Below are 15,945 nucleotides of genomic sequence, written 5' to 3' on the forward strand. Positions count from 1 at the left end.
GCATGCCCGCAGTGCCCGGCGCCCGACCGCAAGCTGATGGTCCCGCCGGCCCCTGGCGCCGGTCCGCTGCGCCCCGGGCCCCTTCCATCTTCTGTTTGCCGAATCCACTGCCGTGAGCTCGCTCGTATCCGAAATTGCGCGTCGTCGCACCTTTGCCATCATTTCGCACCCTGACGCGGGTAAGACGACCCTGACCGAAAAACTGCTGTGGTTCGGCGGCGCCATCCAGGTCGCCGGCGAAGTGCGCGCGCGCAAGGCGGATCGCCACGCCACTTCCGACTGGATGGAGCTGGAAAAGCAGCGCGGCATCTCGGTGACCTCCTCGGTGATGCAGTTCCCGTACCGCGAGAACATCGTCAACCTGCTCGACACCCCGGGCCACGAAGACTTCTCCGAAGACACCTACCGCACGCTGACCGCGGTGGACTCCGCGGTGATGGTGATCGATTCCGTCAACGGCGTGGAAGCGCAGACCATCAAGCTGCTCAACGTCTGCCGCCTGCGCGACACGCCGATCATCACCTTCATCAACAAGCTCGACCGCGAAGGCCGCTCGCCCATCGAGTTGCTCGACGAGATCGAGGACGTGCTGAAGATGCAGTGCGCGCCGATGACATGGCCGATCGGCATGGGCAAGTCCTTCCGCGGCGTGTACCACCTGATCGATGACCGCGTGCAGCTGTTCGACCCGCACGGCGAGAAGGGTACCTCCGCCATGGTCGACGGGCTGGACAACCCCGAGCTGGACCGCGTGCTGGGCAGCCAGGCGGAAGAGCTGCGCATCGAGATCGAACTCGTGCGCGGTGCTTCGCACGCCTTCGACAAGGACGCCTTCCTCTGCGGCAAGCAGACCCCGGTCTACTTCGGCTCGGCCATCAATAATTTCGGCGTGCAGTCCCTGCTCGACGCGCTGTGCGAACTCGCGCCGCCGCCGCAGGCGCGCAACACCGAGACGCGCGTGGTGGAGCCGGACGAAACCAAGTTCACCGGCTTCGTGTTCAAGATCCAGGCCAATATGGACCCGCGCCACCGCGACCGCATCGCCTTCGTGCGCGTGTGCTCGGGACGCTTCGAGCGCGGCATGAAACTGCTGCACGTGTCCACCGGCAAGACCGTGGCCATCAACAACGCCATCACCTTCATGGCGCAGGACCGCAACACCACCGAGGAAGCCTACTCCGGCGACATCATCGGCGTGCCCAACCACGGCACCATCCGCCTGGGTGACGTGTTCACCGAAGGCGAGGCGCTCAAGTTCACGGGCATCCCGTCGTTTGCACCGGAATTCTTCCGCCGCGCGCGCCTGAACAACCCGCTCAAGGTCAAGCAGCTGCAGAAGGGCCTGCAGCAGCTGGCCGAGGAAGGCGCCACGCAGATGTTCCGTCCCATTGCTTCCAACGACCTGGTGCTGGGTGCCGTGGGTATTCTGCAGTTCGACGTGGTGGCGCACCGCCTGGAGCACGAATACGGCGTGGACGCGATCTTCGAATCGCATGAATGCGCCACGGCGCGCTGGCTCAAGGGCGATCCGGCCGAGATCGAGAAGCTGATCGAGAAGGCCGGCCACAACGTCGCGCTGGATGGCGCCGGCGATCACGTCTATCTCGCGCCGAGCATGGTGAACCTGCGCCTGACGCAGGAGCGCTTTCCCAAGGTCGAGTTCAAGGAAACGCGCGAGATCGTCTGAGCCCCGCGGGCTTCGCAGCGTCACGCTGCGCCCCGCCGCCAGGCCTGCATCCGCATACACGCCCGCCAGCGCGAACGGCACCAGCCGCGTGAGCGTGCTGACGCCGATCGGTGCCTGCGCGCGGGACTGGAAGCGAAAACGGCGCCCCGGGGCGCCGTTTTCTTGCTGCGGGATGCCGGCTTAGTAAGCCAGCGAAGCCTGGATGTAGAACGTGCGCGGCATGCCCACGTACTTGCCCGCGTTGTTGTCGGTCGAGCGGGTGAAGTAGCGGCGGTCGAACAGGTTCTTCACGCCCACGGCGATCTTCAGGTTCTGCGCCGCCTTGCCGAAGTCATAGCCCAGGCGCATGTTCACCAGCGCGTAGCCCGGGATATCGCCCAGCGCGCCATTGGCGCTCTCGGCGGTCTGGTAAGTGGCCGACGTGCTCGGGTCGCCCGGCGAACGCTGCTTGGACTGCGCGAAGGTGTCCACGTTGAGCATCCAGCGGTTGCGCAGGTATCGCATGCCCAGCGTCGCCACGTGGCGCGAGTAGAACGGCAGGTCGCGGCCGGCGAAATTGCCCTGGTTGTAGGTCGCGTCGGTGAACGTGTAGGTGGCGTACGCCGACAGGCCGATCAGGGTCTTCGACAGCGTGCCGAAGTCGTAGCGCAGTGACGATTCGACGCCGCGGTGCGTGGTCGCGCCGAGGTTGGTCCACGCGTCCGGCGCGCCGCCGGTGCCGCCGCGCAGCTGCAGTTCGTCGTCGAAGTCGATGTTGAACAGCGTCAGCTCGCCGCCCCAGCCGTTGGCGTTGAAGTGCGTGCCGACCTCATAGGTCTTGGCCTTCTCCGGCGTCAGGCCGTTGGTGGTCGAGGCGATCTGGAAGTACTGCAGCGGGCCGAACGACACGCCCGCGTTGGCGAACAGCGTCCAGTTGTCGCTCACGTGGTACATCACGGCCAGCGAGGGCAGCGGCTCGTTGGACGAGACATCGGTGCGCACGTTGGTGAAGCGGTCGGTCAGGTTCGAGCGAATGAACTCGTAGCGCAGGCCCGGCGTGATGGTCCAGTTGCCGATGTTGATGGTGTCGTCGATGTAGACCGCATTGGCGGTGGTGCCGCCGGTGCGCCACTGGTAGACCGGCGAGGCCAGGTCCGGCGCGTTCACCGAGCCCGGCGTGTAGAAGCTCGTGCGGCTTGCCTGTTCGTCGCTGGCCTCGCGCAGGTAGCGGTAGCCCACGCTGACTTCGTTGCTGACGTCGCCGGTGCGGAACAGCTGCGAGTAGCGCGGCTCGATCGCGAACGTGTGGTAGTTGCGCGGCGCGGCGGTCAGGCGGCGCTGGCTGGCCTGGGCGCCCGTGCCCTGTTGCTCGATGTTGCTGCCGCGGAAGCTGTCCGTGTAGTACGTCAGCACTTCGAACTTGCGGTCCTTGTCGTTGTGCGCGTACTTGAACGAGAAATCGTTGCGGCGGCCGCTGAAGTTGTCGAAGGGGCGCACCGACTGGAACGGGTTGGCCGCGTACTGCGCCGACGTCAGGCCGCCGGGCATGCCGGCGTTGCCCTCGTAGTAGTAGAAGGCGGCGCTCAGCTCGTCGGCCGGCGTGATGCGGTAGGAACCCTTGAGGATCAGGTCGTCGATGCTGACGTGGTCGTTGCTCTCGCGGAAGCCGTTGCCATGCACGCCGGAGTACAGCAGCGCGCCGCCCAGGCCGTTTTCAGCGGTGCCGCCGATGAATGCGCTCGGGGTGGTCTTGACGCTGCCGCCATGGGAGTAGATGTCGGTTTCGACCGAGGCATCCGCGGCGAACGTCTTCGGGATCGCGCGCGTCACGAAGTTGATGATGCCGCCCACGTTCTGCGGGCCATAGCGCACGGAGCCTGCGCCGCGCACCACGTCGACCGCGTCCAGGTTGCCCAGCGCCACCGGCGCCATCGACAGCTGCGGCTGGCCGTAGGGCGCCACCGCCAGCGGGATGCCGTCCATCAGGATGGTCGAGCGCGGCGACAGGCGCGAGGCCAGGCCGCGCACGCCCACGTTCAGCGATATATCGCTGCCGCCGGTGCCGTTGCTCTCCTGCACCTGCACGCCCGGGATCTGGCGCAGCACGTCGCGCACATTGCTGGCGCCGCTTTGGGCGAAGGTCTCGCGCTCGACGATGGTGCGGGCGCCGGGGTGCTCCAGCACCTTGGTCTCGCTGGGATTTTCCAGCCAGTTGCCCACCACGGTGACGGCGCCGAGCGTTTTCTCGCCCTGGGAGGCGGGTGCGCCGGCCGCGTCTGCCGCCGGTGCGGCGGCGGCCTGCGCAGGTGTGGCGTCGGCTGCGCGTGTGGACAAAGAGAGGCAAAGCAGGGCGGCGCCAAGGGCGGCACCCGTGAGTCGGATGGTGGGCTGCAAGGGTGGACTTCCTGGAATGCGCGGGCGGGAACTAGGGTTTGCCCGTACCGTATCGAGGGCTCGAATTATAAATACGAATCATTATCGGAATCACTTCATTTTTCGGCTCTGTGGTGACATTGCATCAAAGTTGATACATGGAAGTTGCCGCCAGCGTCGGCGGGCGCGCCCTCGCTCGGATAGAATCCGATACTTGTGGAATCAAGCATTAGCCCCGATCGGAAGTCCCGATGTGAGCAAAAGGGCAGCGTAAGGCGCTTTTCTTGTGTTTCGCCGAGTGCGGCGCGCCATGTGCCGCGCCAACTGTCCCGTCCTTGCCGCCATCCATGTCGACCCCTGCCTCCGTTCCGGCCGCCGAGCCGGACTCCGTCTTCCGCGATCCTTCGTTCCGGCTGTTCTGGTTTGCCCGCCTGTGCACCACCATCGGCTACCAGATCTTCACGGTGGCGGTGGGCTGGCAGATCTACGACCTCACGCGGGATCCCTTCATGCTCGGCATGGTGGGCCTGGTGCAGTTCCTGCCCTCGGTGATCCTGCTGCTGATGTCCGGCCACGTGGCGGACCGCTTCGACCGGCGCCTGATCGTGCGCACCTGCCAGACGCTCGAAGCGCTGATCGCCGCCTCGATGGCGCTGGCCAGCCTCAAGGGCTGGATCGCGCGCGAGCATATCTTCGTGTTCGTCGCCCTGATAGGCGCCACGCGCGCCTTCGAGACCCCCACGCTGCAGGCGCTGCTGCCCAGCGTGGTCACGCCGCGCCTGCTGCCGCGCGCGGTGGCGATGTCCAGTTCGGCGGTGCAGACCGCCATCATCATTGGCCCGGCGCTGGGCGGATTCGCCTACGTGGCCGGCCCCGGCGTGGTCTATGCCATCAGCGCCACGCTGTTCGCGGTGGCGGCCTGCCTGGTAAGCGCGATCAAGCTGCGCCAGATCGCGCAGCGCGTCACCACGCCGGTCAGCCTTTCCACGCTGTTCGCGGGCATCGCCTATATCCGTGGCCGGCCGGTACTGCTGGGGGCGATCTCGCTGGACCTGTTCGCCGTGCTGCTGGGCGGCGCCACCGCGCTGCTGCCCATCTACGCGCGCGGCATACTGCACACCGGCCCGTGGGGCCTCGGCCTGCTGCGTTCGTCGCCCGCCATCGGCGCGCTGGCCACGGCGCTGTGGCTGGCGCACCACCCGATGAACCGCCGCGTGGGCCGCATCATGTTCGGCGCGGTGGCCGTGTTCGGCGTGGCCACCATGGTGTTCGGCATCTCGCGCTGGCTGCCGCTGTCGATGGCGGCGCTGGTCATGCTCGGCGCCTCCGACATGATCAGCGTGGTGGTGCGCTCCACCCTGGTCCAGCTCGACACGCCCGACGACATGCGAGGGCGCGTGGGCGCGGTCAACTCGGTCTTCATCGGCGCGTCAAACCAGCTCGGGGAATTCGAGTCCGGCGTTACTGCGGCATTGCTGGGGCCGGTGGGCGCGGTGCTGCTGGGCGGCATCGGCACGCTGGTGGTGGTGGCGGTGTGGATGCGCCTGTTCCCGTCGCTGGCCGAACGCGACCGCCTGCACGATCATCCCGTCACGGCCTGAGCGCCGCCATGGTTGTCCCGGCACGGCGCTCCTGCCCTGCCGGCATTCCCTTGCGGACGCCAAAGCGCGAAAGCGTACCCGTTTCTGCGTGCCCTGCGCGCCGCGCCCCGCGGCCGCAACGCCGAAGCCAAAACACCCCGATCGGCACATCGGCAAATTTCTTCGATTCGCCGCCAGGCCTTGCCACGCAAGGGCTGGTGCCGCTTCGGCGCCTGCGCTTTGCCGCCACGCTGGCGGCGCTGCTGGCTGCGCGCTGCCATGCGCAGCCGTGCGCCGCCGCACCGTGGCCGATGTGCCGGTGGGCATGCTGCCTTCGGGCGGCGTGGACTCGAGCCGGATCACCGGCCTGCACGCAGAAACGGGTACGCCCGGCCTGCGCACCCATGCAATCGGCTTCGAATCGGTGGGCGGCGAAGCCGGTGACGCGTCCCAATACCCGGACCTCGTGGCCAGTCATTTCGGCACCCACCGCGAGAAGATGCCGATCCCCGCGCCGGGCACGATGTGCGTACCGCGCTGCTTTGCTTCGGCGCAGGTGCATCGCATGGCGACGAGCGCACCCGTCTGCCCGTGCCCGTGCCTCTCGCGGAGCTGCCCACCGTCTATATTCAGAGCGGCCCCACCTTGCCGGAAGACCGCCAGCGCCACACAGGCTCGGCGGCCGGCTTCTCGCACCAGCCCGATCCGGGCCAGTCCGCGCGCAGCGCCGCTGCCCGATGCGGGCGAACGGATGCATCGCCATCGCGAAGATCGCTCGTCCTGAGCCGTCGCGCTCAGTTCTTTCCTTTTTTTCAGTCATTCCCGCGTTTACGTTTACTCTCCGGAGCCGATTGCCATGAACCTCAACTTCATCGAGCCCCACAAGCTGGAAGCGGCCTGGGCCTACCTTGCGCAGCTGATCGTGCAGCAGGGCCTGAACTGCATTGCCGCCGTGCTGATCCTGGTGCTGGGCTGGTGGTTTTCCGGGCGCGCCCGTTCTGCCGTGCTGCGCGCATTCGACCGGCCGCGCGTGGACGCCACGCTGCGTCCCATGCTGGCCAGCGTCACGCAATGGGTCGTGCGCGTGATCACCGTGGTGCTGGTGCTGTCGCAATTCGGCGTGCAGACCGCCAGCATCATCGCCATGCTCGGCGCGGCCGGCCTGGCCATCGGCCTGGCGCTGCAGGGCACGCTGCAGAACATCGCGGCCGGCATCATGCTGGTGTTGCTGCGGCCGTTCCGCGTGGGCCAGTACATCGACGCGCAGGGCGTGGCCGGCACGGTGCGCGAGACCGGCTTGTTCATGACCGAGCTGACCACGTCCGACGGGGTTTGCCTGCGCGTGCCCAACGGCAAGATCTGGGGCAGCGCCATCACCAACTACAGCGAGAACCCCACGCGCCGGCTGGATATCGAAGTCACCGTCACCTTCGGCGCCGACATCCAGGCCGCGCTCGACGCGCTGCGCGCCATGCTTGCCACGGAAAAGCGCCTGCTGCCCGATCCTGCCGCCGAAGTCATGGTGGTCAACTACGCCGCGCAGGGCGTCACGCTCAACGTGCGCTGCTGGACCCGCGCCGACAACTACTGGAGCGTGCGCTTCGGTTTCTACCAGCGCATCAAGCCGGTGCTCGAAGCCGCCGGCTGCCCGATCGCCGTGCCGGTGCAGGAAGTGCGCGTGCCCGACGATGCGCAACGCTCCGGGCCTGTCGCCCCCGGCGCTGCGCAGCGCCTGAGCTGACGCGCATCTTCACGCGACCCGCAGCGCCGCAGCACTCAGCCCTCGTCGGCCAGCAAAGAGCAAGCGCCTTCCTCGGCCGTGCTCACGTGCCTGCGGAAGCCGCTGAACAGGTCGCGGCCCACACCGTGCCGGTTGGCGGAGAGATCCGGCGGCGTGATGTCGCGCGCGTCCCATTGCGCCTGCGGCACCATCACCGTCAGCACGCCGGCATGCGCGTCCACGCGCATCGGGTCGCCGTCGCGCACGCGCGCGATGCCGCCGCCGTTCAGCGCCTCGGGGCAGACATGGATGGCGGCCGGCACCTTGCCCGATGCGCCCGACATGCGCCCGTCCGTCACCAGCGCCACGTGAAAGCCGCGATCCTGCAGCACGGTCAGCGTGGGTGTGAGCTTGTGCAGCTCGGGCATGCCGCAGGCGGCCGGCCCCTGCCATGGCAGCACCGCGACGAAGTCGCGCTCCAGCTCGCCGCGCTTGAACGCCGCGATCAGTGCATCCTGCGTGTGAAAGACCAGCGCCGGCGCCAGCACGACATGGTGCTCGGGCTTGACGGCGGAGATCTTGAGCACGGCGCGGCCGATATTGCCGTCGAGCAGCTTGATGCCGCCCTCCGGCGCGAAGGGCTGCGCGGCGGGACGCACGATGGCGTCGTCCAGCGGTGCGGCCGGCCCGTCGATCCACGTCAGTTTGCCGTCGCGCAATACCGGTTCGCGCGTGTAGTCGGCCAGGCCCTTGCCCACCACGGTGGTCACGTCGTCATGCAGCAGGCCGAGTTCCAGCAGGCCGCGGATCACCACGGGCAGGCCGCCCGCCGCCTGGAACTGGTTCACGTCCGCGCTGCCGTTCGGATACACGCGCGCCAGCAGCGGCACCACTTCCGACAGTTCGGCGAAATCGTCCCAGCCCAGCACGATGCCCGCGATACGTGCCATCGCGATGAGGTGCAGCGTGTGGTTGGTGGAGCCGCCGGTGGCCAGCAGCCCCACGATGCCGTTGACGAAGGCGTGCTCGTCGAGCACGTCCGCCACCGGCGTATAGCGTTCGCCACCATGCACCAGGCGCAGGGCCTGGCGCGCGGATTCGCGCGTGAGCGCTTCGCGCAGCGGCGTGTTGGGATTGACGAAGGCGGTGCCGGGCAGATGCAGGCCCATCATCTCCATCAGCATCTGGTTGGAGTTGGCGGTGCCGTAGAAGGTGCAGGTGCCGGGGCCGTGGTAAGACTTGCTCTCCGCTTCGAGCAGTTCCGCGCGGCCGATCTTGCCCTCGGCGTACTGCTGGCGGATGCGCGCCTTTTCCTCGTTGCCGATGCCGGTGGTCATGGGCCCGCCCGGCACGAAGATGGCAGGCAGGTGACCGAAGGACAGCGCACCCATCACCAGTCCCGGCACGATCTTGTCGCACACGCCCAGGTACAGCGCGCCGTCGAACATCTGGTGCGACAGCGCCACCGCCGTGGACATCGCGATCACGTCGCGCGAGAACAGCGACAGGTCCATGCCGTCCTGGCCCTGCGTCACGCCATCGCACATGGCAGGCGTCCCGCCGGCGAACTGCGCGGTGCCGCCCGCCTCCAGCGCGGCTTCCTTGAGCCACTGCGGATATTCCGCCAGTGGCTGGTGCGCGGACAGCATGTCGTTGTAGGACGAGACGATGGCGAGATTCGGCCGCTCCTGCGCCTTCAGGCGGATCTTGGCCTGCTCCGGCATGGCAGCCATGCCGTGCGCCAGGTTGGTACAGGACAGGTTCGCGCGTTCCACTTTCTGTCCCGCCATGGCGTGCGTGCGCGCCAGGTAGGCTTGCCGGGTGCCGGCGCTGCGCTCGACGATGCGGGCGGTGACCCGTTCCAGGACTGGATGGCTTGGCATGGGGATCTCCTGCGTGGGGTATCGTTGTCAGCCTGCGTTTTTCAGCGTAGTGCACTTTGTCGGGGGATGCACGCATGCATCGCGTCCTGCACGTGGCGCCGACAAGTGCTAGACTGCGCTCCATTCTCCGGAGTTCAGACGACATGAAGCAAGCAGCCCGACGCACCGCCGCATATGCCGCATTCGCAGCGTTTGCAGCGTTTGCCGTGGCACCTTACGGTGATCGCGTGCTGCTGGCCTTTCACGTCTAGTCTTCCGAGCGTCGCGCCCGGAAGGCACAGAAGCCATTCCGGGAAACGACGAAGCAAGAACATCGCCAACCCCGGACGGCCCCGCAGGTCTTCCGGGGTTTTGTTTTTGCAGTTCACCACCATCTGATGCGCCATGCGTACCTACGACAAGCTGATCGCCACGATTCACTCCGGCCAAGGGAACGGGAGCTTGCGCTCGTCCCTTGGCTTGGTAGCGGCGCCGGTTGTCGCAGCCGTCGATGTCATTGCGTGCCGCATGCGGCATGCCGGCGCCGTTCCGCAAGCGATTCCATAGCCCCCTGGCTGCCATGCGCAGTCCCGGGGCATCGCACGGACCGCCTGCCCGGGGACACCAGAAGCACCCTGGCAGGCACGCACCCGCCAGGGTGTTTTTGCACAGGCAGCCCATCATGGAACGCAAGGAACCCAGGAACGACAACGTCAGGAACATCGGCATCATCGCCCACGTGGACGCGGGCAAGACCACCACCTCCGAACGCATCCTGTTCTACACCGGCGCCAGCCACCGGCTCGGCGAAGTGCACGACGGCGCCGCCGCCATGGACTTCGACCCGCAGGAGCAGGCGCGCGGCATCACCATCAACAGCGCCGCCACTTCGGTGGCCTGGCGCGGCCACCGCATCAACCTGATCGATACGCCCGGCCACATCGATTTCAGTATCGAGGTGAACCGTTCGCTGCGCGTGCTCGACGGCGCCGTGGTGGTGTTCGACGGCGTGGCCGGCGTGGAGCCGCAGACCGAGACCAACTGGCGCCTGGCCGACCGCTACCGCGTGCCGCGCCTCGCCTTCGTCAACAAGCTCGACCGCACCGGCGCGGACTTCCTGCGCGTGGTGGGCATGATCGAGGCGCGCCTGGGCGCGGTGCCGCTGGTGCTGCAATTGCCCATCGGCAGCGAAGCCGCGTTCGCGGGCGTGGTCGATCTCGTCGCCATGCAGGCGCTGCTCTGGCCCGACGGCAACGGCACGCAGGTGTACGCCACGCAGCCCGTGCCGGCCGGAATCGCGCAGCAGGCCACGGCCTGGCGCCAGCGCTTGCTGGAGACGCTGGCCGAGCACGACGAGGCCATGCTGGAAGACTATCTCGCCGGCCGCGAGCCGGACGAGGTGGCGCTGCGCGCGGCCATCCGCCGCGTCACCGTGGCCGGCGCCGGCGTGCCGGTGCTGGCTGGTTCCGCCTTCAAGAACAAAGGCGTGGAACCGCTGCTCGATGCCGTGACCGGCTACCTGCCCGCGCCGCAGGACGTGGCACGCCCCGATCTCTGCGCGGACCCCGCCGGGCCGCTGGTGGCGCTCGCCTTCAAGGTGGTGCACGACGCGCACGGCACGCTCACGTTCGCGCGCATCTACCGCGGGCGGCTTGCCGCCGGCGACACCGTGCTCAATGCCCGCAGTGGCAAGCACGAGCGCGTGGCGCGCTTGTACGAGATGCATGCCGGCTGCAAGCAGGAGCGCGGCGTCGCCGTGGCTGGCGATATCGTGGCAATCGCGGGCCTCAAGGCCACCGTCACCGGCGACACCCTGGCCGACCCCGCGCATCCCGTGGTGCTCGAGACCATCGACGCGCCCGAGCCGGTGATCGACGTCGCCATCGAGCCGCGCACCCATGCCGACCAGGCCGGCCTCGCACGCGGCTTGCAGGCGCTGGTGCAGGAGGACCCGAGCCTGCGTCTGCGGCAGGATCCGGAGAGCGGGCAGACGCTGCTGTCTGGCATGGGCGAGCTGCAGCTCGAGGTCACGCTGGAGAAACTGCGCACGCGCTTTCACGTGGAGGTGACGGTGGGCCGCCCGCAGGTGGCGTATCGCGAGACACTCACGCGCGTTGCCGAGGCGCGCCATCTGCACCGCAAGCAAAGCGGCGGGCCGGGCCAGTACGCGGAAGTGCTGCTGCGCATCGAGCCGCTGCCGCGCGGCGAAGGCCTGCAGTTCGAGAGCCGCATCTCAGGCGGCGCGGTGCCGCGCGAATACGTGCCGGCGGTGGAAGCCGGCATCCGCCGCGCCGCCGCGCAGGGCGTGCTGGCGGGCCATGCGCTGGTGGATTTCAAGGCGGTCCTGCTCGACGGCAGCTATCACGAGCGCGATTCCTCGGCGCTGGCGTTCGAGACCGCTGCCGCCGCGGCGCTGCGCGAAGCCGCGCGCGCCGCGGCACCCGTGGTGCTGGAGCCGCTCATGGCGGTCGAAGTCATCACGCCGGTCGATCATGTGGGCGATGTGATCGGGGATCTGCACCGCCGCCGCGGCGTCGTGCGCGGGCAATCGCAGCGGGCGGGTGGCGCATCGGTGATCGAGGCGCATGTGCCGCTGGCCGGCATGTTCGGTTATATCGGCAGCCTGCGTGCGCTGAGTTCGGGACGTGCCAGCTTCGGCATGCAGTTCGATCACTACGCGCCGGCGCGTGCCAAGGTGGTGGAGTCGGTTGCGTAGCGCGCTTCGCCAGATGAGAAAAAGCCCGCCCGGCGTCGCGCCGGTGCGGGCTTTTTTACCTGTGCCCGCGTCTGGCGGGCTGGTCCTGCTTGCGGCGCCTCAGTCGCGCTTGGGGATATTCAGGCCCCTGGCCACTGCTGGCCGCGCCAGGAAGGTGTCCAGCGCGCGCGTGACTTGCGGGAAGTCCTCGATGCCCACCAGTTCGCCAGCCTCGTAGAAGCCGATCAGGTTGCGCACCCACGGGAAGGTGGCGATGTCCGCGATGGTGTATTCGGCGCCCATGATCCAGGCGCGGCCCGTCAGGCGTGCCTCGAGCACGGCCAGCAGGCGCTTGGCCTCGGCCACGTAGCGGTCGCGCGGGCGCTTGTCTTCGTAATCCTTGCCGGCGAATTTGTTGAAAAAGCCGAGCTGGCCGAACATCGGGCCGATGCCGCCCATCTGGAACATCAGCCACTGGATGGTCTCGTAGCGGCCGGCCGCATCCTGCGGGATCAGCTTGCCGCTCTTGTCGGCCAGGTAGAGCAGGATCGCGCCCGATTCGAACAGGCCGAGCGGCTTGCCGTCCGGGCCGTTGGGATCGATGATCGCGGGGATCTTGTTGTTCGGGCTGAGCGAGAGGAACTCAGGCGAGGTCTGGTCGCTGATATCGAAGCGCACCAGATGCGGCTCGTACGGCAGGCCGGTTTCCTCCAGCATGATGGAGATCTTCACACCGTTGGGCGTGGGCAGGGAGTAGAGCTGGATGCGCTCGGGATGCTGCGCGGGCCATTTTCCGGTGATCGGGAAGGTGGACAAAGAAGCGGACAAAGAAGCGGACAAAGAAGCGGACAACGAAGCGGACACGGGAGGGGACATGGAGGGGGAAAAAGGAGCGGACAGGTCTGTCATGGAGAATCCGGTTGGCTGAAAGGGCGACGGCGCAACGCGCTGCGCATTGCGCACGGCATGACGACGCGGGGACTGCGCCTATCTGGCCTTGTCGTCGTCGCCGGGCGGGCTGACGCCCGCGGCCGTCAGGCAATCGCGCAGATGCTTGATTTCCTGCTTGGCGCAGACATTGCCGTGATGCGGATGATGCAGGTAGAACTCGTGCTCGTTGAGCACCACCCGGAAACGCGCGCCCTGGATGGGCTCCACTTTGGCGCCGAGCTGCTGCAGGAGCGATTCGACCTCGCGCCAGTGGATATTGTTGCTGAGCGGGTGGCTGAAGATCGACTGCAGCAGGCTCCGGGATTTATGGCTCATAGCGGGCTCGATCGGCATCGGCGGCAATAGCCGTAGCATACAAGAGCGGATCGCTTGGCGCTCGCGTTACGCCAGGCGACGTATCCGGCATCTCCGTGTTCAATGCTGCTTGCCGCGCGGCGCCGACCAAAGCCGGGCGGGGCGGCAAGCAGCGCGGCGGCGACGGCGAGCCCTAGGCGGCGCCGCCGGCCGCGCGGTAGCGATCGCGCAGTTCGCGCCGGTTCATCTTGCCGACCGCGGTCTTGGGCAGGTCGGCGGCGAACAGCACGCGGCGTGGCTTCTTGTACGCGGCCAGCCGCGCCGCCACGTGGCCAGCCAGTTCTGCTGCCAGGGCCTCGCCGGCGGGGTGGCCGGCATGCAGCACCACCACCGCGCTGACGGCTTCCACCCATTTCTCGTCGGGCAGCCCGATCACGGCGCACTCGCGCACGGCGGGGTGGGTCAGCAAGGCGTTCTCGACTTCGCCCGGATATACGTTGTAGCCGCCGCTGACGATCATGTCGGAGGTGCGGTCCTTCAGGTGCAGGAAGCCGTCCGCGTCGAACACGCCGATATCGCGCGTGCGCACCCAGCCGTGCGGCAGGAAGGTCTGCGCGGTGAGTTCGGGCGCGTCGTGATAGCCGGCCACGGCCGACGGTGCGCGCACGGCGATCTCGCCGGGCTGGCCGCGCGGCACGTCGTGGCCGGCCTCGTCGACCAGGCGCAGTTCCACTTCCGGCGCCACCTGGCCGCAGGCACCGAGGCGCTCGCCGTGATGGTCCTCGGGGCGCAGCACGGCCAGGCACAGCGGCACCTCGGTCTGGCCGTAGTACTGCCAGAAGCGGTGCCGGCCCCACAGCGCCATGGCGCGCTCGATCACCGGGCGCGGCATGGGAGAGGCCCCGTAGATCACGTAGCGCAGCGCGTCCACCTTGCACGTCGCCATGGCCGGCAGCGATACCAGCATCTGCAGCATGGTGGGCACCAGGTTGATGGCGGTGACGCGCTCGCGCTCGATGGCGGCGAGGAAGGCGGCGGGTTCGAAGCCGGGCAGGATCACGGTCTTGCCGCCGCGCAGCCAGAACGGCAGCACGAACACGCCGCTGGCGTGGATCAGCGAGGCAGCGTGCAGCATGGTGTCGTCCGGCGTGGCCGGCAGCAGGTTGAGCAGCACGTTGCGGCAGATCGCCGCGTACGACGCCTGCGTGTGCTGCGCGGCCTTGAGGGTGCCAGTGGTGCCGGAGGTAAACAGCGTGAGGATGATGTCGTCCTCGGCCACCTGCACGTCGGGGTCGGTGGCGGGCTGCGCCCGCGCGGCCGCCAGCAGGTCGGTGCCACCGTCCAGGGCCGTGCCGATGCCGTGGCACGCCAGGGCGGGCAGGGCATCGCGCAGTGCCTGCGCGCGCTCGGCCAGGTCGGCGCCGAACACCAGCATGCGGCAGCCGGTGTCCTGCAGCATGCGCAGGTGCTCGGCCAGCGACAGGCGCGCGTTCAGTGGCACGCGGTTTACCGCAGCCTTGACGCAGGCGAAGTCGAGCGGGACGCTGTGCAAGCCATTGTTGAGCAGCAGCGCGACGCGTTCGCCCGGCGCCGCGCCGGCCGCGCGCAGGGCATGGGCCAGTTGCGCGCTGAGCGCGTTTACCTGCGTATACGTCATGCTGTGTTCGCCGAAGACAATGGCCGTGCGCGGGCCGTGCTGAGCCGCGCCGCGGCGGATCAGTTCAAGCGTGGTGGTGGTCATGGGCTTGTCTCTTCCTCGTTGTTTTCATGGATCTTTTTGCGCAGAAACGGGTACGCCCGGGCTTTCGCGCGGGCGCCGCGCGCGTCTAGCCCGCGAACTTGCCGTGCCGTCCGGCGCCCCCGACGAAGCGCGCGGCGCCGGGTATACCTTCCTCGAACACGATCGGCGTGCCGTTGGCCCCTTCGGCGCGCAGCGCGTCGGCCAGCGGCAGCTCCCATTGGCTGAGTGCGGAGGCGCGGTCGGTCAGCATGCAGCGCTGCGGGAAGGCTGCCAGCTCGTGTGCCAGCGCCTCGGCGGCGGCGCGCGCCTGGCCTGTCTCCACCACGCGGTTGGCCAGGCCCATGCCGAGCGCCTCGTCGGCCGGCACCGCGCGCCCGGTGAGGATCATGTCGAGCGCCCGTCCCATGCCGACGATGCGCGGCAGGCGCACCGTGCCGCCGTCGATCAGCGGCACGCCCCAGCGCCGGCAGAACACGCCGAATACGGCGTCGCGCTCGGCCACGCGCAGGTCCGCCAGCAGCGCCAGCTCCAGCCCGCCCGCCACCGCGTAGCCACTGACCGCGGCGATCAGCGGCTTGGACAGGGCCATCCGGCTCGGACCCATCGGCCCCGCGCCGCCGCCCTGCGGATCCAGTTCGTGGCGGCGCGCCGGATCGCCGACCGCGCTCAGGTCCGCGCCGCCGCAGAAATGCCCGCCGGCGCCCCACAGCACCGCCACGCGCAGCGCCGGGTCGGCCTCGAATTGCGTGAAGGCCGCGCGCAGGGCCAGCGCCATGGGGCCGTCCACGGCGTTGCGCTTGCCGGCGCGGTCCAGAATGATGGTGAAGACCGGGCCGTCGGTCTCGGTCCTGACATAGGGGTTGGGCGTACTATCCATGCGCGTCCTTGGGCAGTGAGGTGCGGTTGGCGGAAGATGTGTCAGAGTGGCGGCTTAGGTGTTTGTCCAGATGCCGAAATGTTTCAGCAAATGATATATATATGTCATGTGTAGAAATATTCATCGTATACCCCCGGCCGTTCGCTCGCCTCATTCGTCCCACTCGTCCCACTCTTTCCATTTGTC

Annotated in this window: 11 protein-coding genes; 5 read left to right on the top strand and 6 right to left on the bottom strand. The window is 68.2% G+C overall.

Annotation, left to right across the window (positions count from 1 at the left end):
• Window positions 1-112: 112 nt before the first annotated feature.
• A complete protein-coding gene (locus AC1DKV_RS12350; RefSeq protein ID WP_441611805.1) occupies window positions 113-1,687 on the top strand; it encodes a peptide chain release factor 3 in 1,575 nt (524 codons plus the stop codon).
• A 180-nt stretch (window positions 1,688-1,867) separates the two neighbouring features.
• Here the strand turns inward: AC1DKV_RS12350 and AC1DKV_RS12355 are convergent, their stop codons facing one another.
• Window positions 1,868-4,060 carry a TonB-dependent receptor family protein gene (locus tag AC1DKV_RS12355; protein WP_441611806.1) on the bottom strand — a complete coding sequence of 731 codons (2,193 nt, stop codon included), beginning with the start codon at window positions 4,058-4,060 and terminating at the stop codon, window positions 1,868-1,870.
• A 326-nt stretch (window positions 4,061-4,386) separates the two neighbouring features.
• Between AC1DKV_RS12355 and AC1DKV_RS12360 the strand changes: the two genes are divergently transcribed.
• The 3 genes from AC1DKV_RS12360 to AC1DKV_RS12370 all read left to right on the top strand — a co-directional run bounded on the left by AC1DKV_RS12360 (window position 4,387) and on the right by AC1DKV_RS12370 (window position 7,360).
• Window positions 4,387-5,640, top strand: coding sequence for an MFS transporter (locus AC1DKV_RS12360; protein WP_477137615.1), 1,254 nt, complete (start codon window positions 4,387-4,389; stop codon window positions 5,638-5,640).
• A 268-nt stretch (window positions 5,641-5,908) separates the two neighbouring features.
• Window positions 5,909-6,403 carry an asparagine synthase-related protein gene (locus AC1DKV_RS12365; protein ID WP_441611808.1) on the top strand — a complete coding sequence of 165 codons (495 nt, stop codon included), beginning with the start codon at window positions 5,909-5,911 and terminating at the stop codon, window positions 6,401-6,403.
• A gap of 72 nt (window positions 6,404-6,475) precedes the next feature.
• Complete coding sequence (locus AC1DKV_RS12370) at window positions 6,476-7,360, top strand: mechanosensitive ion channel family protein (RefSeq protein WP_441611809.1); 885 nt, start codon at window positions 6,476-6,478, stop codon at window positions 7,358-7,360.
• Between the two features lie 35 nt (window positions 7,361-7,395).
• On the opposite strand, the gene edd is transcribed toward AC1DKV_RS12370, so the two are convergent.
• Window positions 7,396-9,222, bottom strand: coding sequence for a phosphogluconate dehydratase (edd, locus tag AC1DKV_RS12375; protein ID WP_441611810.1), 1,827 nt, complete (start codon window positions 9,220-9,222; stop codon window positions 7,396-7,398).
• Window positions 9,223-9,883: 661 nt separating this feature from the next.
• Here edd and fusA point away from each other — a divergent pair.
• On the top strand, window positions 9,884-11,917 hold the full coding sequence (fusA, locus tag AC1DKV_RS12380) for an elongation factor G (RefSeq protein WP_441611811.1): 2,034 nt from the start codon (window positions 9,884-9,886) through the stop codon (window positions 11,915-11,917).
• Window positions 11,918-12,016: 99 nt separating this feature from the next.
• Here fusA and AC1DKV_RS12385 read toward each other — a convergent pair whose 3' ends face one another.
• The 4 genes from AC1DKV_RS12385 to AC1DKV_RS12400 all read right to left on the bottom strand — a co-directional run bounded on the left by AC1DKV_RS12385 (window position 12,017) and on the right by AC1DKV_RS12400 (window position 15,759).
• Window positions 12,017-12,772 (bottom strand): glutathione S-transferase N-terminal domain-containing protein, encoded by a 756-nt coding sequence (locus tag AC1DKV_RS12385; protein WP_441612256.1) that lies wholly within the window; start codon window positions 12,770-12,772, stop codon window positions 12,017-12,019.
• A gap of 111 nt (window positions 12,773-12,883) precedes the next feature.
• Window positions 12,884-13,162: a type II toxin-antitoxin system HicA family toxin gene (locus AC1DKV_RS12390; RefSeq protein ID WP_441611812.1), complete on the bottom strand. Its 279-nt coding sequence runs from the start codon at window positions 13,160-13,162 to the stop codon at window positions 12,884-12,886.
• A 172-nt stretch (window positions 13,163-13,334) separates the two neighbouring features.
• Complete coding sequence (locus tag AC1DKV_RS12395) at window positions 13,335-14,882, bottom strand: class I adenylate-forming enzyme family protein (protein WP_441611813.1); 1,548 nt, start codon at window positions 14,880-14,882, stop codon at window positions 13,335-13,337.
• An 85-nt stretch (window positions 14,883-14,967) separates the two neighbouring features.
• Entirely contained in the window at window positions 14,968-15,759 is a 792-nt protein-coding gene (locus AC1DKV_RS12400) for a crotonase/enoyl-CoA hydratase family protein (protein ID WP_441611814.1), read from the bottom strand.
• Between the last annotated feature and the right edge of the window lie 186 nt (window positions 15,760-15,945).

This window comes from Cupriavidus sp. 05T41 (genome assembly GCF_056396525.1).